This is a genomic window from Nocardia sp. NPDC052566 (assembly GCF_044547285.1).
GTDB lineage: Bacteria > Actinomycetota > Actinomycetes > Mycobacteriales > Mycobacteriaceae > Nocardia.
Map to the genome: position 1 here is coordinate 263,085 of NZ_JBIUAF010000009.1, position 17,422 is coordinate 280,506.

Consider the following 17,422-nt stretch of genomic DNA (forward strand, 5'->3'; position numbering starts at 1 on the left):
GCTGGCGCTCGGCTCAGTAGTCCTCATGACGCCACATCCTCCGCTACCACTGCCGCGTAATCGATACGCCCCCATTGGATTTCATCCACTGTTGCCAAACTCTCCAGCACGGCGAGCGGCGGGAGTGTCGCGACGTCGGCGGTTCCGGTGAGCGCGGCGGCGGCGCACAGGTGCCCGAAGCGCAAGCGCTGCGCCAGTTCCCGGCCCTGCAGCAGCGCCGCGAGGTAGCCGCCCGCGAAGGCGTCGCCCGCGCCGATCCGCTCGGTGACCTCCAGCCCGAGCGCGGGCACCGAAACCCGTTCGGCACCGGAGAATCCGATCACCGAGTGCGCGTCGTCCTTGACGATCAGGTGCGCGGGTTCGGGGAACATCGCGCGCAACCGGTCCGGATCGGCGGTGCCGAATACCTCGCCCGCCTCGTCGGCGCCGAGGAACACCACGTCGCAGCCGCGCACGTGGCGCGCGAGCACCTGTGCCGCTTCGTCGATGCGCCGGGCCCACAGCGCGGGCCGGAAGTTCAGGTCGAAGCTCACCAGCCTGCCGCGGCGGGGCAGCGCGACCAGCGCCTCGGTCAGCTGGGTGGCGGATTCCGAGAGCGCGGTGGTGATTCCGCTGAAGTGCACCAGCGCGCACCGGTCGAGCAATCCCGCGGCGACCTCGGCGCTGAGATCGGCGGCGGAGAGCGCGCTGGCCGCGGAACCGGTGCGGTAGTACAGCATTCGGCTCGCCCGCTCCGCGAGGTCGGTCGCCCGGCCGGAGCCACTGCCGCGTTCCTTGACGTACACGGCGGTGGACCTGGTCGGATCGGTGACCACCGCGGAGACGTCGACACCGTGGTCGGCGAGGTGGCCGACCAGGTAGCGGCCGAAGCCGTCGTCGCCGACCCGGGAGATCCAGGCGGTGTCGACGCCGAGCTGGGCGAGTACGGTCGCGACATTCGCTTCCGCACCGCCCGCGGTGCGTTCGAAGGTCTCCGATTCCTCCAGCGGTCCGGGATGGGCCACCAGGACGGCGAGGCCCTCGCCGACGGTGACCGCCCGCGGACGGGGCGACGTTGGCCGCGTCACACGTATCTCCTTCATTCGCTTGCGGTATGCGGACATCACGTGCAGAATAACCACACCAAACACAGTATGCAACAGTGATTGCAGAATATGCAATGCAGAAAAGCTATTACTCTGCACGAGAAGCTATTGCTCGAAGGGTGTGAAATCCCGGGGAGGAACGTCGTGGCGATCAATGAGGATGCCGTCGCAGCGCTGGGCGACCGGACGCTCGGGCCGCAGCACAAGGGGCTGCCGCCCGTGTCCTGGGGCCTGACGGTGCGCGAATACCTCGCTACCGGACCGGAGTTGGCGCACCTCGAGACGCCGCTGCTGACCATCGACCGCGCGGCCGTCGCGGCCAATGTCGCGGTGCTCGCGGACTGGGCGGCCACCGCGGGCGTCCGCCTCGCCCCGCACGGGAAGACCACCATGGCGCCGCAACTGTGGGCACAGCAGCTGGCGGCGGGCGCCTGGGGCATCACGCTCGCCACGCCGTGGCAGGTGCAGGTCGCGCGCTCGTTCGGCGTGCGGCGGATCCTGCTGGCCAACGCGCTCGTCGAGCCGATCGGATTGCGCTGGGTCGCCGACGAATTGACGCGCGACCCGAAATTCGAATTCCTGAGCTGGGTGGACAGCGTCGAGACGGTCACGTGGATGGACGAGCATCTGCGCGCGGTGCCGGGTGACCGGCCGTTGCGGGTACTAGTGGAACTCGGTGGGCCGCACGGCCGTACCGGCGCGCGCCGGGTCGAGGACGCGCTGGCCATCGCGAAGGCGGTCGACGATTCCGCGCGGCTCGAACTGGCCGGTGTCGGCGGATACGAGGGCGCGCTCGCGCACGACCGCGCACCGAGCGCCATCGACACGGTGCGCCACTACCTCGACGAATTGGCAAGGCTGCACCGCGAACTCGAAGTCGAGGGCCGCTACCGCGATACCGCGATCGTCACCGCGGGCGGCAGCGCCTATCCGGACCTGGTCGTCGAACGCCTGGCCGGGCTCGCCGACGAGGAGGGCGCGCGCGGGGTGCCGACCACCGTCGTCCTGCGTTCGGGCGCCTACATCATTCACGACGACGGCTTCTACGCGGGCATCTCGCCGCTGGCCGCGCCGCGCAGCGAACGCCCGCTGCGCTCGGCCATGCACGGCTGGGCCCGCACCGTGTCCCGGCCCGAACCCGAACTCGCGCTGCTCGACGCGGGCAAGCGTGACTTTCCCTTCGATGAGGGGCTTCCGGTCCCGCAATGCGTTGCGGGACCGGAAGTTATCGCGCTGAACCCGGACGCCACGGTGAGCGCGCTCAACGACCAGCACACCTTCCTGCGGTTGCCGGGCAGCACCGCGGCGGAGGTGCCGATCGGTTCGGTAGTGCGCCTGGGCCTTTCGCATCCGTGCACCGCCTTCGACAAGTGGCGCCTGGTCCCGGTCGTCGACGACGCCCACACCGACGCCCCGCGCGTCGTCGACTTCCTGCACACCTTCTTCTGAGCCGGACCGTGATGAACGACTTACTCATTCGCGATATCGACATCGTCGACGGCACCGGCGCACCGCGTTTCCGCGGCGATGTCCGCGTCGACCGCGGCCGGATCGCCGAAATCGGTGATCCCGGTACGCTTTCCGGCGCGCGGGTCGTCGACACGAACCCGGGCACGGTACTCGCGCCCGGCTTCATCGATATGCACGCCCATTCGGATCTGCACCTGCTCACCGAGCCGGGGCACTTCCCGAAGATCAGCCAGGGCATCACCACCGAGGTGCTCGGGCAGGACGGGCTGTCCTACGCGCCCATCGACGACGCCACCCTCGCGGTGGTGCGCCGCCAGATCGCCGGGTGGAACGGCAATCCCGCCGATCTCGACTTCTCCTGGCGCAGCGTCGCGGAATACCTGGACCGGCTGGATCGCGGTATCACGCCGAACGCCGCCTACCTCGTGCCGCAGGGCACGCTGCGCCTGCTGGTCGTCGGCGCGGACAAACGCCCGGCGACGAAGGACGAGATCGCCCGGATGAAGGAGCTGCTCGCGACGGGGCTCGCCGAAGGCGCGGTCGGCATGTCCAGCGGGCTGACCTATACGCCCGGAATGTACGCCGACACGGGCGAATTGGCGGCACTGTGCGAGGTGGTCGCCGAATACGGCGGCTTCTACGCCCCGCACACCCGCTCCTACGGCAAGGGCGCGCTCGAGGCATACGCCGAGATGATCGAGCTGGCCCGCCGCACCGGCTGCGCGCTGCACCTGACCCACGCCACCATGAACTTCGGCGTGAACCGCGGCCGCGCACCGGAATTCCTCGCGCTCGTCGACGCGGCACGCGCCGACGGCAGCGATATCACCCTGGATACCTACCCGTATCTGCCCGGCTCGACGACGCTGTCGGCGCTGCTGCCGAGCTGGGCGATGTCCGGCGGTCCCGATGCCGCGCTGGCCCGGCTCGACGATCCGGCCGAGCGGGCGCGAATCACCGCCGACGTCAACGTCCATGGCTCGGACGGCTGCCACGGCGTGACCGTCGAATGGGAGACCATCCAGATCAGCGGCGTCGGCAATCCGGAGCTGAGCGACGCCGTCGGCAAGACCGTCGAACAGCTGGCCGCCGAGCGCGGCGCCGAACCGGTCGAGGTGTTCTTCGACCTGCTGCGCCGAGATCAGTTGGCCACCAGCATTTTGCAGCACGTCGGGCACGAGGAGAACGTGCGCGCGATCATGGTGCACGCCGGGCACATGGGCGGCAGCGACGCGCTGCTCGCGCCGGCGCGCCCGCATCCGCGGGCCTGGGGCACCTTCCCGCGCTATCTCGGCCACTACGTGCGTGAGCTCGGCCTGCTCGGCCTGGAGGAGTGCGTGCATCACCTCACCGGCAGGCCCGCCGCGCGGCTGCGGCTCCATGAACGCGGACTGGTTCGCGCCGGATATGCCGCCGATCTGGTGCTTTTCGATCCGGCGACCATCACAGACACCGCGACATTCGACAACCCCAAACAGCAGGCGCGCGGTATCGCGCATGTGCTCGTCAACGGCGAGTTCGCCATCGAAAACGGCGCGCCCACCGGCACACTCGCCGGTCGCGCGCTGCGCATGGACGCCTCGCGGAAGGAGACCTATTGAACGCCCCTGCGGAGCGAGCGCCGGGCCCGGAGGTGGCAGCGCAGCGTCACCACGAAGGGCCCCGGGAGCGCCGCGAATCAGACAGAGCCACCACGGCGCTGGACATCATCCGCGCCGACCGCGTGCTCAGCGTGGTACGCGCGCCCGAGATTCCGGATCCGGTGGCGCTGGCACAAGCCTTGGCGCAGTCCGGCATCCGGGCGCTCGAGCTCACCTTCACCACGCCGGGCGTGCTCGGCTACCTGGCCGAGGCCACGGCCGCCGAGGGGGCGGTGCTCGGTGTCGGCACCGTGCTCACCGGTGAGCAGGCCGCGGCGGCGATCGACCACGGCGCCCGCTTCCTCGTCACTCCCGGCATTCGCACCGATGTGGCCGATGTCGCTGCGGCACAGGGCATTCCGGTGATCATGGGTGCCTTCACGCCCAGCGAGGTGCTGCAAGCGCTCGATCTCGGCGCGGCCGCGGTGAAGATCTTCCCCGCCCGCGCGCTCGGCCCCGGCTATCTGAAAGATCTGCGCGGACCGTTCCCCGACGTGGCGCTCATCCCCTCGGGCGGGGTCAACGCGGGCAATGCCGCCGAATTCCTCGCCGCGGGCGCCGTCGCGGTCACCGCGGGGACCGATGTCGTCGCACCCGGCGATGTGGCCGCGGGCCGCTGGCCCGAAATCGCCGCCCGCGCGGCAGCTTTTGTTAGTTCCATGAAGTGAGAGGTATCCCCGTGAGCGAGCGTAGCGAGCGAACAAGTCAACACAGTGCGCTGTCGCGCATGCTCGTGCCGAGCGCTGGCGAGGCACGCGCATGAGCGCCGCGGTCGACTGGTTGCGCACCAGTACCCCTGGGCTGCTGCTGCTCTGCGGTCTGTCGATTGCCGTGCTGCTGGTCGCCATCATCAAGGTCAAGCTGGAGCCGTTCATCGCGCTGCTGCTGACCGGTCTCGGGCTCGCGCTCGCGGCGGGCCTGCCGGTGAACAAGATCGTCGGTACCGCGATCAAGGCCGGAGACTCCTTGCTGGAGACCGGCTTCGGCGGGATCCTCGGCCATATCGCCGTGATCATCGGCCTCGGCACCGTGCTCGGCGCGATCCTCGAACGTTCCGGCGGCGCCGATGTGCTGACCAGCAAGCTGCTGAATGTGTTCGGGCAGAAGGGCGCTCCGATCGCGATGGGCCTGCTCGGGCTCATCTTCGGCATTCCGGTGTTCTTCGACATCGGCATCTTCGTGCTCGCGCCGCTGATCTATGTGGCGGCCAAGCGCGGCGGCCGTTCGCTGGTGCTCTACGCCATGCCCATGCTCGCCGGTCTGTCGATGACGCACGCGTTCCTGCCGCCGCATCCAGGTCCGGTGGCGCTCGGCGGCCTGCTGGAGGTCAGTCTCGGCTGGCTGATCCTGATGGGATTCGTCTGCGGTATCCCGGGATTCATCGCCGCCGGTCTGGTGTGGGGCACCTACATCGGTAAGCGGGTCATCGTCGAGGTGCCCGAGGAATTCCTGGTGCGCAAGGATGCCGAGGGCGAAGGTCCCGGTACCGCGACCGATCCCGGCGCGACCCGCACCATCGCGAAGGCACCGCCCTCGGTCGGCCTGATCGGCGCGATCATCGCCATCCCGCTGGTGCTGATTCTCGGCGCCACCTTCGGCACCCAGCTGCTCGACAAATCCTCGAAACTGCTGCAGGTGCTGACCTTCCTCGGCACACCGGCCGTCGCGCTGCTCATTGCCGTGCTCATCGCGTTCTACGTGCTCGGCATCCGCCGCGGCTCCAGCGTGCAGGAACTCAGCGCGCTCACCGCGGAATCGCTGCGGCCGGTCGGCATGCTGCTGCTCGTCGTCGGCGCGGGCGCGTTCTTCGGAAAGGTCATCTCCGCCACCGGAATCGGCACGGCGCTGGCCAACACCATGTCCGCGGCGGGCCTGCCGGTGATCGTGCTCGCCTACATCATCAGCTGCGGCCTGCGCATCGCCCAGGGCTCGGCCACCGTCGCGATTGTGACCACCGGCGGCATCGTCGCGCCGCTGGTCGCCGGGCACGGCTACTCGCAGATGTCGATCGCGCTGATCGCCATGGCCGTCGCGGCGGGCTCGATCATCCTGAGCCACGTCAACGACGGCGGCTTCTGGATCATCGCGAAGTACTTCAACCTCACCGTCAAGCAGACGCTGCAGACCTGGACGGTGCTGGAAACCGTGCTGTCCGTGGTGAGTTTCGCGGTGGCGGCGGTGTTGTTCGCGATCGTCAGCTGATCAGGTGAGCAGCGCGCGGACCAGCCGGTCCACCGCCGCGCGCGGCTCGAAATCCGGTACCGGGCTGGTCAATTGGTGCAGGATCATGCCGTCGAAGTAGTCGACGAGCATCTTCGCCACCTCCGGCCCCGCCCCGAAGGGGCGCACCATATCCGCGACCCATGCGGTCAACCGCTCATGCCCGCGCTGCACGGTTTGTTGCAGCGCGGGCATGTGCTGTGCCTCCACGAAGAGCGCGTATCTCGCCAGGGTCCGAGTGCGATCGTCGGTGACCGAGTGTGCGATGAGCGCGGTCGCGCCGTCGATGACCTGATCGACCGTGCTCGGCATCGGCCGCGTGGTCAGCGCCTCCCAGTCGGCGTAGTCGCGCTGCTCCAGCCGGTCCGAGATACCGCCGAGCAGCGCCTCACGGGTGCGGAAGTAGTTGGAGGCCGATCCCGCGGGCATGCCCGCGTTGTCGTCCACCGCGCGATGGGTGAGTGCGCGCAGCCCGCGGGATCCGAGCAGGTCGATGGCGGCATCGAGGAGTTGTTCGCGCTTCGTGGGCATGCGGTGATACTACATCGGTAGTGATGTGCACTACATTGGTAGTGCTCGATACTACGGATGTAGTAACTTTGTTCTCGAAGGCGCCGCCGGAGTTCGGCCGCAGGCGCCGCGCATCCGATGGGTGGATGCGTCGAGAGATGAGGAGTTCGTCATGTCCACAGCGATCATCGTCGGCGGCGGTATCGGCGGCCTGGCCACCGCGATCGCGTTCCTGCGCAAGGGATGGGACGTCGAGGTACTGGAGCGGGCCACGACGATCGCCGAGGTCGGGGCGGGTCTTTCGGTGTGGCCCAACGCCCTTCGCGCACTGGACGCGCTCGGCGTCGGCGCCGAGGTCAGGGCGCGCGCCACGGAGGAGGGCGCCGCGGGCATCCGGGACAGCAAGGGCACCTGGCTGTCCCGCTCCGATACCGACCTGCTGCGCGCCAGGTACAGGCTGCCGATCATGATGCACCGCGCCGACCTGTTCGACATCCTGCGCGCGGCGATCCCGGAATCCGCACTGCGCACCGGCATTACGGTCAGCGAGGCGCGCACTGACGGTACCGTCGTGCATTCGGCGGGCACCTCCACCGGTGACGTGGTCGTCGGCGCGGACGGTATCCGCAGCGTGGTGCGCCGTGCGGTCTGCGGCGAGGTGGCGCCGCGCTACAGCGGATACACCGCGTGGCGGGTGGTGGTCACCCCGACCGAGCCGATGGGCGATCTGGGCGAAAGCTGGGGCCGCGGTGAGCGATTCGGCTACGCCGCGCTCGCCGACGGCCGGGTCTACTGCTTCGCCACCGGGAACATGCCCGCGGGCACCGCTGGCGGCGGCCTGGCCGAACTGCGCCGCCGCTTCGGGACGTGGCACGCGCCGATCCCGGGGCTGCTCGCCGCCGCCGACGAAGGCGCATTGCTCAAGCATGACCTCTACGACCTCCCCGCGCTGAAAACCTATGTCGCGGGCCGCATCGCGCTCGTCGGCGACGCCGCGCACGCCATGACCCCCAACCTCGGCCAGGGTGCGTGCCAGGCCATCGAAGACGCGGTCGTTCTCGCCGAAGTCGCCACCAGGGACGGCGATCTCACCCGCTACGACGCCGAGCGCCGACCGCGTACCCAGATGATCGTCACCCGTTCGCGCCGCATCGGCGCCATCGCCCAGCTCTCGGCGGCCCCCTTGGTGGCGCTGCGCAACGCCGTCCTGCGCTTGACGCCGTCCACTGCGCAGGCGAATGCCCTTGCCCCGGTATTGGATTGGCATCCGCCCACTCGCTGAGCACACCTCTCGTGCGGCCGCTCCCTCCGGTGGCCGCACGGATCTGATCGCCGCGCACCTGACCTACCGCACACCGTTTGATTTCCCGCACACCGAATCGCAGGCGAATCGGTGTGCGGGAAATCAATTGGTGTGCGGCTGTAAGGCGCGGGCGCAGCGGAGCGACTGGGCGTGCAGGGCCGCGGTGAGTTCTGGCGGGCCGGTGAGGAGGGTGAAGTCGAGGTCGGTCGAGGTGATCATCCAGACGAGCGCCTCGGGGGTTTCGCTACCGACGTGGAAGTGGCAGGTGTGCTCGTCGACGGCTTCGACGACGCCCATGCCCGGCCAGATCCGCTCGGCGGCGTATTCGGCGGACCGGTGCAGGAGGACGGTGGCCTGGTACGGCCACGCGTTGGTGGACAGTTGGCGCGAAAGATATTTCGCCACATCGCCTTCGGGGACCTCCCGTGGCGTGAACCGCGGGCCGGTGGGGATCTTCGGTGTCATCCGGTCGGCGCGGAAGGTGCGCCAGTCGCCGCGGTCCACATCCCAGCCGACCAGGTACCACCGGCGGCTGAAATGGACGAGGTGGTGCGGTTCCACCGCGCGGCCGCCGGTGCGGCCGTCGTGGGCGCGATAGTCGAAGCGCAGGCGTTCTTTACGCTGGATCGCCTCGGCGACGGCCATCAGGGTGTCGGGCGCCACCGCGCCGCCCGGCGTGCCGACCCGAACGGTGGACGCGCGCAGCGTGCGAACCCGATGCCGCAGCCGCGGCGGCAGCACCTGCTCCAATTTGGTGAGCGCGCGCAGCGAGGCCTCCTCGATACCGGCCACCGTGCCGTCCGAGGCGCTGCGCAGTCCGACGGCCACCGCCACCGCCTCCTCGTCGTCGAGCAGCAGCGGCGGCAGCGACGCGCCCGCGCCGAGCCGGTAGCCCGCGGTGCCCTGGGTGGCGTGCACCGGATAGCCGAGCTCGCGCAGCCGCTCCACATCGCGGCGGATCGTGCGGCCGGTGACGCCGAGGCGTTCGGCGAGGTCGGTGCCCGTCCAGTCGCGGTGGGTCTGCAGCAGGGCGAGCAGCTTCAGCAGTCGCGCCGAGGTTTCCAACACGCTGTCGAGCATGCCACCTGCTTAGGACAGGTTCATTCCTAAGGGTGGTAGCGGGCGTGCATCGCGGCGGCGGTCTCGGCCAGCTCCGCGCGGAGCTCGGGCGGGCCGAGTACCTCGGCGTGCGCGCCGAGCGGCAGGATGCCGTGCGCGAGAACGGGATACGACTCCGCCGCGAGGGTCAGCTCGACCCAGCCGCCGGCATCCGGTGCGGTGGCGCCCGCCAATGCCTCGGTGACGGCGGCGGGTTCGAAGCCGAGCCGCAGGAAGCGCAGGTGCGCGGCCTCGACGCGGCAGCGGGCGCGCACGCGCAGCATCGATTTCGCGAAGCCTTCCGCGGCCTCGGCCCAGTGCGCGACGAGATCGAAATCGTCCGTCCTGGTGAAGGATTCGCCGGTCTGCGTGGCCGAGATGATGCGGCCGACGCGGTAGGAGCGGATATCGGCGCGATGCCGGGCGACCAGGTACCAGGTGCCCGCCTTGAGCACCAGGCCGAGCGGGTCCAGTGTGCGCACCACCTCGTGGTCCTTGCGGCCGTAGCGCACCCGCAGCCTGCGGTCGTGCCAGAGCGCATCGGCAATCGTTGCGAGAGTGGGGGTTTCATCGGGGCGGTGGAACCAGCCCGGCGCGTCGATGTGCACCCGGTCCGCGATGCGGGTGGCGCGCCCGCGCAATTCGGGCGGTAGCGCGGCGAGCACCTTCAGCTGCGCGGTGGCCAGCACCGTGCCGAGCCCGAGATCGGCTGCGGCGCCCGGCAATCCGGCCAGCAGCACGGCGTCGGCCTCATCGGTGGTCAGTCCGGTCAGGCGGGTGCGGTAACCGTCGACCAGCTGGACGCCGCCCCCTCGGCCCTGCTCGCAGAAGATCGGCACGCCCGCCTCGGACAGCGCCTCGATATCGCGGTAGACGGTGCGCACCGAGACTTCCAGCTCCCCGGCCAGCTGCGTGGCCGTCGATCGGCCGCGGGTTTGCAGTAGCAACAACAGCTGCACCAATCGACTCGCCCGCATGAGTGTCAGACTAACCAGAAACCCTGACAGAGGGTGTCAAGTTTATGTCGTAATCTTCTGTGTCATGACCACTTGGAGCCAGTTCACCGAAGAAGCGCCGCACATCTCCGCCGTCTTCACCCGCAGGCACAAAGCCACCGGAAACCTCTGCATGCTCGCCACCCTGCGCGCCGACGGGGCGCCGCGGATCAGCCCGATCGAACCGCGGATCTTCGAGGGCATGCTCGTGCTCGCGGGCATGCCGAACACCACAAAGTTCAAGGACCTCGGCCGCGATCCGCGGTTCTGCCTGCACACCGCCACCGTCGACACCCAGGTCGGCGACGGTGACGCGAAGCTGTTCGGCACCGTCACCGATGTGACGGATCGCGAGGTGCACGCACGGTTCGCCCAGGACCTGTTCGAGGAAAACGGGTTCGACATCCGCGGCCAGGAATTCGACCACTTCTACGTCGCGGATCTCAGCAGCGCGTCCACCGTCGAGGTGGACGGCGACCACCTGAACATCACCATCTGGAAGCCGGGTAAGGGCGAGCGCGTCGTCAACAAGCACTGACGGATCGGTGACGGCGTGCCGGGCGGTGACCGGCGGTTCGGCGTGGGTTAATGGGCGCCATGGTCATTCGCTGGGTTGTTGCCCTGCTCGGTGTGGTGGTGGCTGCCGTGCTGGGGACGATCACCTTCGTGATCGCCTCGGCACGGATTCCCGAGTCGTTCATCCCGCTGTCGGCGGCGGTGAGCAACTACGGGCTCTACCTGTTGCCCGTGGGTTTGCTGGGGTTGGGGATCGCGCTGATCCTCGTGCAGCGGCGAATCAATGTGGTGCTGCGCAGGATCGGCCTGCTCGTCGGGTTCGTCTGCGCGATCGCGATGGTGGCGGCGTGCGTTCCGCTGGTCGCCTCGTGGCGCACGGCCGGGGAGCATGACGCGCGGCTTTCGGTGTTCGACTACGTCATCGGCGGATCGAATACCGGCAAACCGGTCACGGCGACGAGCATCAAGTACGCGACGGTCGACGGCACCGATCTGCTGCTCGATGCCAAACTGCCCGCGCATCCGTCGGATACCAAGCGGCCCGCGGTGGTCTGGGTGCACGGCGGCGGGTGGAGCGAGGGCGATCGCGGCGAGGGGCCGAAATGGCACAGGTGGTTGAACGACAAGGGATATGCGGTGTTCTCGATCGAATACCGGCTGGCGCCGCCCGCGCGCTGGAATCAGGCGCCCGCCGATATCAAATGCGCGATCGGGTGGGTGAAGCAGCAGGCGGGCCAGTTCGGCGTCGATCCGGAGCGGGTCATGGTCGCGGGCGGCTCGGCGGGCGGCAACCTCGCGCTGATGGGCGCCTACGCCGACGATCGCGTGCCGCCCAGTTGCGCGGTCGGCGATACCTCGGTGCGCGCGGTCGCCGCCTTCTATCCGCCCACCGAACTGGTCAGTGCCTGGCGCGACACCGGCGCCCCCGAATACGGCCGAAAAGCCATGCGGGACTACCTCGGTGGCTCGCCGGACGAAGTACCCGACCGCTACGCCGCCGCCTCGCCGACCACCTATGTGCGCCAGGGCCTGCCGCCGACGCTGCTGCTGCACGGTGCGCGCGACCACGTCGTCCCGATCGGCCAGTCCACCGAACTGGCCGCCCGGCTCCAAGCCGTCCGCGTCGAACACCAGCTGCTGTCGATCCCGTTCGGCGAGCACGCCTACGACTTCACCTGGGGCGACTGGGGCACCCAGATGTCACGCACCGTCTTCGCCGAATTCCTGAGGCAGCACTTCCCGGCCTCATGACGCGAGTCGCCCGCCGCCGTCGACATGCAGGGTCGTGCCGGTCAGGAACGGATTGGTGAGTGCGAGCAGCGCGGCGCCCGCGATATCGGCCGCGGTGCCGACCCGGCGTGCCGGATTGGCGGCGGCGATATCGGCGAAGAAGCGGGACTTGTTGTCGCCCATGCCATCCCAGACGCCGGAATCGACGATCCCGGGGGAGAGGGCATTCACCCGGATCGGGGCGAGCTCCACGGCGAGCGCCTGAGCGAGGAAGCTCACCGCACCGTTGGTCGTCGCCATCACGGTGCGGCCGGGCGCGGGCCGCCACGCCGCGAACCCCGAGAACAGCAGAATCGCCCCGCCCTCCCGCAGATTCGGCGCCAGGTGCTTCGCGAGCAGGATCGGCCCGACCACCTTGGCATCGAAGGCACGGGTGATGGCTGCCCGCTCCAGCTCGGCAACCGGCCCGTTGGCGTGGTTGGCGGCCAGAGACACGAGGTAGTCGAACTCGCCGACTTGTTCAGCCAGTTCGCGAATGGAGTCTTCGGCGCCGAGATCGACCCGAGCGATGCCGATCGTCGCGGCGTCACCCGTTCGGCCCACGATTGTTGCGGCATCAGTCGTGGTCGCGACCGAAGCCGCAACTGCGCCTAGGGCCGGAGTCGTGGTTGCGTTGGTAGCTGCTGCTGCCGCGGTCAGCTTTTGGTGATCGCGGCCTGCCAGGACGACGGTGGCTCCGGCCGCGATGGCGTCGGCGGCGAGCCGGCGGGCAATGCCGGATGCGCCGCCGACGATGACGAGCTTCTTGCCGTGCAACGGGTGTGTCATGGGGTGTCTCCTCGGTTGTCGCTGTCTTGCACCGTGTTCGAACGCGCCTGCGTCCGGCGCCCATCCCGTCGCGCTATGAATGTTTTCTGGTGTTCCGATAAAATCTCCTAATGGCAACTCTGCGGGCGCTGGAATGTCTTGTCGCGGTGCTGGATTGTGGATCGGTGACCGAGGCGGCCGCCCGCCTGCATCTGTCACAGCCCGCGCTGTCCCATCAGATCGCGGCATTGGAGCGGGAGATCGGCGCACCGGTGCTCGAACGGCTGCCGCGCGGGGTGCGGCCGACGGCGGCGGGCCGGGCGATCGTCGCGGACGCGCGCGCCGCACTTGCCGCCGCGGAGCGCGTGGTGACGACCGGTCGCGCGGTCGCGGGCGGCAGCGCGGGGCAACTGCGCATCGGCTGTGCGGAGAGCATGACCGCCGGATTGCTCGCGCCGGTACTGCGCGCCTGGCATCGCAAACACGCCGGTGTGCACCTGACGCTCACCGAATCGTCCAGTGCCGACGCGCTCGCGGAGCTCACCGCCTCCGGTCAGGTCGACCTCGCGATCGGGCCGCGACCGTCGCGCTGGACCGGATACGCGAGCGTGATCGGGCAGGAGGAAATCGTCGCGGTGCTGCCGTCCGCACCAGAACCATCGAGTGCCGCACTGACATTCGCAAAGATCGCCGAACACCCGATAGTGCACTACCACCCGGACAACGGCCTCGCGGCCTGGCTCGACGAGACCGCCGCCGCGCACGGCGTCACCCTCACCGCCGCGACCCGCACCCGCCAGGCCACCACCGCCGCCCAACTGGCCGCCGCGGGCCTCGGCATCGCCCTGGTCCCCACCACCGCCCTCCCCGCCACCTTCCCGGGCGCCGTCCGCAGCCTCCGCCCCCGCCGACACCGCGACATCGTCTGCCTCACCACCACCCCGAACGACCCACTGCTCCAACGCTTCGAAGCCGACCTCCACCGCCGCGGCATCCCCCTCCCCACCGCCATAGCCACCCAACTCTCCTGACCCCCGCCCCACCTCCCGGCAACACGAATTCACCGAGCGCAGTCGAATGGCCGTGCGACACGCCGTTGGGCAGGGCCATTCGACTGCGCTCGACATCCGGGCCTGCTGACCCGTGCATGATCGCCATCGGCCGCATGGAGCTCCTGCGCTCTGGGCTTGCCGCGCTGGATGTCCGCGGGTTCAGGTGCGTTCGGCGATGACCGCGAGTACTCGCTCGGTGATCTGGTCGGCGGTGACTCCCAGTGGGCCGAATATCTGGGCGGCCAGTTCGGGGTCGGTGGCGAGGATGCCGAGGAGCAGGTGTTCGTTGCCGACCAACGGTCTGTCGAGGCGGCGGGCCTCGAGGCTGGCATAGCTGACGGTCTTGTGGAACGCCGACGACATGCCGATGCGGGCGCCGAGGAGCAGGCGCAGGCTGTCGGCTCGGATGCCGAGCGCGTTGAGCGCGGTGCCTGTGACGGACTCCGGGGTGTCCGCTTCCGCGCGGATGATGCCGAGCAACAGGTGGGCGGGGGTGATATCGGTGCCGCCGAGCGCGATCAGCTCACGCAGCGAGCCCTCCAGCGCGGACTTCGCCGATTTGGTGAACGGAATGTGCGCGTCGGCAGGCTGTTCGGGGCCCGGGGTCAAGCCGACGCGGGCGATCGCCTCCGCAGGCGCTATCCCGCGCTGCACGAGCAACAGCGCCGTCGGCGACTCGGTGTCGTTTTCGGCTTCGTGGAAGACGGCGATCAGCAGATGTTCGGTGCCGATGTAGTCGTGCCGGAGTCGCCGCGCCTCTTCTTGGGAGCGCACGATCACGCGCCTGGCTCGATCGGTGAACCTTTCGAACATCGGGTACCCCCTTTGCCATCCGGACGTGCGGGCCCATCTTCGATGGTAGCGAGGAAACACCGCGCGGTTCCTGGTTTGCGCTACGGACGCGCCTGCGCCCACCGCCGCGCGAGGAAGCGTTGTTCGGCGACGTTGTCCGTGCGCGCGATGGCCGCGCCGTTGGCCTCGCCGGTCCGCCCGAACCGGCGCAGCGGATCGGTGCGAATGGCCCGGTGGGGTTCTGATCCGGCAGCTCGATAGTGTCCGGCGCAGTGAGTGCCGCTGCCGCACAGTCGATTTAGGCCACCGCGACGACCCGGCTCACCACGATGAGGGCCTTCTCGCCGGGCCGCTCAGCAGAGGTCACTGCTCCGCCGGTGCCTCGGTCAAGGCCGAAATCTGGCGGTAGTTCGCGATATCGGCGGTGATCGGCCTGCCCTCGCGCACCGCATCCGCGATCTCGACGGCCGCGCCGAGCGCTGCCCGGTAGAGCAGCGAGCCCGTGCTGACTCGGCGCACACCGAGGTCGGCGAGCGTCGCGATCGAGGGGCCGGTCGCCTGGAACAGCATGTTGACCGGCACAGGCACCGCGGCGACGAACTTTCCGATCTCGGTCGTGCCGGTCATCCCCGGCACGAACAGGCCGTCGGCCCCGGCCGCCGCGTAGCGCTGTGCCCTGGCCAGCGTCGAATCCTGGTCGCGCTTCAGCCAATACGTATCGACGCGGGCATTGACGAAGACCTCGGGTGCGCGCGCCTTGATCGCCGCGATGAGTTCGGCCTGATGGCCCGGCTCGGCGAGTGTGCTGTCGCCGCGTCCGTCTTCGAGATTCACCCCGGCGATCCCCAATTCGGCCAGCTGCCCGACGAATTCGGCGACCTCGGCCGGATCCTCGCTGAATCCGCCCTCGACATCGACGGTGACCGGTACCTCGAGCCGTGCGAGTCGCGTTGCCACCGTGCGTGTTTCCGCGCGCGTCACCCCGGTGCCGTCGGGCAGACCGGCCGCGACGGCGACGCCGAGGCTGGTGGTCCCGATCGCGGGGAATCCGGCGGCGGCGAGCAGCGCGGCCGAGCCGAAATCCCAGGCATTGGGCAGGATCAGCGGCCGCTCGGCGTGGTGCAGCGCGTGGAAGATCGTCGTCTTGGTCATCAGGATCCTTCGATGATTCCGGTGGCGAGGGCGATGGCATGTTCCCGGCCGGGGCACGCGTGCGGACCCGCACCGAAACCCAGTCCTGGATGGCGCATATCGAGCTCGACGAGTTCACCGTCGACGATCCGGCGGGTCGCGCGCAGCGGCGGATTCTCGTCCATGGTGCGCGCGACCCGCTCCCCGGCGGTCGTGGCGCCGGTGATGTCGCGCGCGTTGGCGACGAGCGCGCTTGTCGCCGTACAGGATTGAACGAGCAGGCAGATCCGCGCCGCCGTCCGCTCATCGGCAACCCCACCGCAGGCCGCCACCAATTCGGCGACCGCCGCGTCCGCCGCCGGGTTGTCCGGTTCATACGGTTGATAGTGAGCGGCGGCCAACGCCACGGCGGGCAGCGAAATATCCGGCAGTCCAATGGCTTCCGCGAGCACCTGAACGTGTGCGAGCGGCCCGTCGACGTCCCGCGCCCGCGCACGCAACGCGGCGGGAGACAGCCGAGCCAACTCCTCCACCACCAACGCCCGCCGCCGTTCGTGCGCGTCACCGTCGCAGAACCGGGGCACCTGCGCCCGCAACCACGCGATACCGGCGGGCGGGTCCGCCGCGGGTACCGCGGGCATCGCCGCGTGCAACAGCGCATCGCGGACCCGGTCGGGGTTGGTGATCAGCCGCAGCGACTGATCGTGCGGTGCCGGCTGGTCGAGGGGGAGCGTCCGATCCATGTGGTGACGGTAGCCTCGGGACGTTTCGGTGGCCGCCGAAATGATCCGGGGCGATGCTTGGGTGGTGCATCCCCGAGCGGCAGACCTCGCCGGGCTGGCCGCGCTGCTGGCCGACCGGACCCGCGCCGACATGTGCCTGGCCCTGATCGACGGCCGCGCCTGGACGGCGGGTGAATTGGCGCGCCACACCGGGGTCGCGCCGTCCACCGCGACCGAACACCTGAACCGCCTGCTCGACGGCGGCCTGCTGGTGGAGCGCCGCCAGGGCAGGCATCGCTATGTGCAGCTGGCGAATTCGCGTGTCGCCGAACTGCTGGAGGCGATGGTCACCCACGTGGGCCCGCCGGGCACCGGGGCGTCGACGCTGCGCTCGGCCACCGTCGCCGCCGCACTGGCCCGCGGCCGCACCTGCTACGACCATCTCGCGGGCCGCCTCGGCGTCGCGATCACCGACGCCATGACCGACCGCGACCTGCTCGACCTGGACACCGGCTTCGCCCTCACCGAGGCGGGCATGTCCTGGCTCACCGGCCCGCTCGGCATCGATCCGGCGGCCCTGCGCACCACCCGCCGCCCGATCGCCCGCCCCTGCCTCGACTGGACCGAACGCCGCACCCATCTCGGCGGCGCCGCGGGCGCCCACCTCTGCCGCCGCCTCCAGGACCTCGACTGGATCCGCCGAGTCGGTACCGGCCGTGCCATGCGCGTCACTCCGCAAGGGGAGACCGGCCTCCATGATCTGCTCGGTATGGAACCTGCCGCGCTCAGGTGATCGACCAGTCGCGCGGCCGCCGGGCTTGCCGCCCCGGGAGATTCACCTGTCGCGTCGA

17 protein-coding genes are annotated in these 17,422 nt (G+C 69.7%); 9 read left to right on the plus strand and 8 right to left on the minus strand.

The features are described from left to right. Positions 1 to 23: 23 nt before the first annotated feature. Complete coding sequence (locus tag ACIG5A_RS41880; RefSeq protein ID WP_397250825.1) at positions 24 to 1,067, minus strand: sugar kinase; 1,044 nt, start codon at positions 1,065 to 1,067, stop codon at positions 24 to 26. Positions 1,068 to 1,229: 162 nt separating this feature from the next. On the opposite strand from ACIG5A_RS41880, the gene ACIG5A_RS41885 reads away from it, so the two are divergent. From ACIG5A_RS41885 to ACIG5A_RS41900, 4 genes are all read left to right on the plus strand, one after another. Then, the gene (locus ACIG5A_RS41885) at positions 1,230 to 2,534 is read left to right on the plus strand and encodes an amino acid deaminase (protein WP_397250827.1); all 1,305 of its coding nucleotides are present in this window, start codon (positions 1,230 to 1,232) and stop codon (positions 2,532 to 2,534) included. Positions 2,535 to 2,545: 11 nt separating this feature from the next. Next, positions 2,546 to 4,156: an amidohydrolase family protein gene (locus tag ACIG5A_RS41890; RefSeq protein ID WP_397250829.1), complete on the plus strand. Its 1,611-nt coding sequence runs from the start codon at positions 2,546 to 2,548 to the stop codon at positions 4,154 to 4,156. Positions 4,157 to 4,254: 98 nt separating this feature from the next. Next, positions 4,255 to 4,863, plus strand: a complete 609-nt coding sequence (locus tag ACIG5A_RS41895; RefSeq protein ID WP_397250998.1) for a bifunctional 4-hydroxy-2-oxoglutarate aldolase/2-dehydro-3-deoxy-phosphogluconate aldolase — start codon at positions 4,255 to 4,257, stop codon at positions 4,861 to 4,863. Between the two features lie 91 nt (positions 4,864 to 4,954). Then, positions 4,955 to 6,397 carry a GntP family permease gene (locus ACIG5A_RS41900; protein WP_397250831.1) on the plus strand — a complete coding sequence of 481 codons (1,443 nt, stop codon included), beginning with the start codon at positions 4,955 to 4,957 and terminating at the stop codon, positions 6,395 to 6,397. Here ACIG5A_RS41900 and ACIG5A_RS41905 read toward each other — a convergent pair whose 3' ends face one another. Beyond that, on the minus strand, positions 6,398 to 6,946 hold the full coding sequence (locus tag ACIG5A_RS41905) for a TetR/AcrR family transcriptional regulator (protein ID WP_397250833.1): 549 nt from the start codon (positions 6,944 to 6,946) through the stop codon (positions 6,398 to 6,400). It lies immediately after the preceding gene. A gap of 151 nt (positions 6,947 to 7,097) precedes the next feature. Between ACIG5A_RS41905 and ACIG5A_RS41910 the strand changes: the two genes are divergently transcribed. Next, positions 7,098 to 8,207, plus strand: coding sequence for an FAD-dependent monooxygenase (locus ACIG5A_RS41910; RefSeq protein WP_397250836.1), 1,110 nt, complete (start codon positions 7,098 to 7,100; stop codon positions 8,205 to 8,207). A 123-nt stretch (positions 8,208 to 8,330) separates the two neighbouring features. Here the strand turns inward: ACIG5A_RS41910 and ACIG5A_RS41915 are convergent, their stop codons facing one another. Together ACIG5A_RS41915 and ACIG5A_RS41920 are read right to left on the minus strand one after the other, a co-directional pair. Further along, complete coding sequence (locus ACIG5A_RS41915; RefSeq protein WP_397251000.1) at positions 8,331 to 9,296, minus strand: helix-turn-helix transcriptional regulator; 966 nt, start codon at positions 9,294 to 9,296, stop codon at positions 8,331 to 8,333. Positions 9,297 to 9,334: 38 nt separating this feature from the next. Then, positions 9,335 to 10,303 (minus strand): helix-turn-helix transcriptional regulator, encoded by a 969-nt coding sequence (locus ACIG5A_RS41920; RefSeq protein ID WP_397250839.1) that lies wholly within the window; start codon positions 10,301 to 10,303, stop codon positions 9,335 to 9,337. 64 nt (positions 10,304 to 10,367) lie between these two features. Between ACIG5A_RS41920 and ACIG5A_RS41925 the strand changes: the two genes are divergently transcribed. Next, the gene (locus ACIG5A_RS41925) at positions 10,368 to 10,859 is read left to right on the plus strand and encodes a pyridoxamine 5'-phosphate oxidase family protein (RefSeq protein ID WP_397250841.1); all 492 of its coding nucleotides are present in this window, start codon (positions 10,368 to 10,370) and stop codon (positions 10,857 to 10,859) included. Positions 10,860 to 10,918: 59 nt separating this feature from the next. Further along, positions 10,919 to 12,088: an alpha/beta hydrolase fold domain-containing protein gene (locus ACIG5A_RS41930; protein ID WP_397250843.1), complete on the plus strand. Its 1,170-nt coding sequence runs from the start codon at positions 10,919 to 10,921 to the stop codon at positions 12,086 to 12,088. Here the strand turns inward: ACIG5A_RS41930 and ACIG5A_RS41935 are convergent. After that, complete coding sequence (locus tag ACIG5A_RS41935; RefSeq protein ID WP_397250845.1) at positions 12,083 to 12,895, minus strand: SDR family oxidoreductase; 813 nt, start codon at positions 12,893 to 12,895, stop codon at positions 12,083 to 12,085. The genes ACIG5A_RS41930 and ACIG5A_RS41935 overlap by 6 nt on opposite strands. Before the next feature lie 110 nt (positions 12,896 to 13,005). Here ACIG5A_RS41935 and ACIG5A_RS41940 point away from each other — a divergent pair, with 110 nt between their 5' ends. Then, positions 13,006 to 13,905 (plus strand): LysR substrate-binding domain-containing protein, encoded by a 900-nt coding sequence (locus ACIG5A_RS41940; RefSeq protein ID WP_397250847.1) that lies wholly within the window; start codon positions 13,006 to 13,008, stop codon positions 13,903 to 13,905. A gap of 180 nt (positions 13,906 to 14,085) precedes the next feature. Here ACIG5A_RS41940 and ACIG5A_RS41945 read toward each other — a convergent pair whose 3' ends face one another. From ACIG5A_RS41945 to ACIG5A_RS41955, 3 genes are all read right to left on the minus strand, one after another. Next, a complete protein-coding gene (locus ACIG5A_RS41945; protein ID WP_397250849.1) occupies positions 14,086 to 14,739 on the minus strand; it encodes a Clp protease N-terminal domain-containing protein in 654 nt (217 codons plus the stop codon). 342 nt (positions 14,740 to 15,081) lie between these two features. Next, positions 15,082 to 15,870, minus strand: coding sequence for an isocitrate lyase/phosphoenolpyruvate mutase family protein (locus ACIG5A_RS41950; RefSeq protein WP_397250851.1), 789 nt, complete (start codon positions 15,868 to 15,870; stop codon positions 15,082 to 15,084). Continuing rightward, on the minus strand, positions 15,870 to 16,592 hold the full coding sequence (locus ACIG5A_RS41955) for a hypothetical protein (RefSeq protein WP_397250853.1): 723 nt from the start codon (positions 16,590 to 16,592) through the stop codon (positions 15,870 to 15,872). The genes ACIG5A_RS41950 and ACIG5A_RS41955 overlap by 1 nt, the downstream gene beginning before the upstream one ends. A 64-nt stretch (positions 16,593 to 16,656) precedes the next feature. Between ACIG5A_RS41955 and ACIG5A_RS41960 the strand changes: the two genes are divergently transcribed. Further along, entirely contained in the window at positions 16,657 to 17,364 is a 708-nt protein-coding gene (locus ACIG5A_RS41960; RefSeq protein WP_397250855.1) for a winged helix-turn-helix domain-containing protein, read from the plus strand. The last annotated feature ends 58 nt before the right edge of the window (positions 17,365 to 17,422 follow it).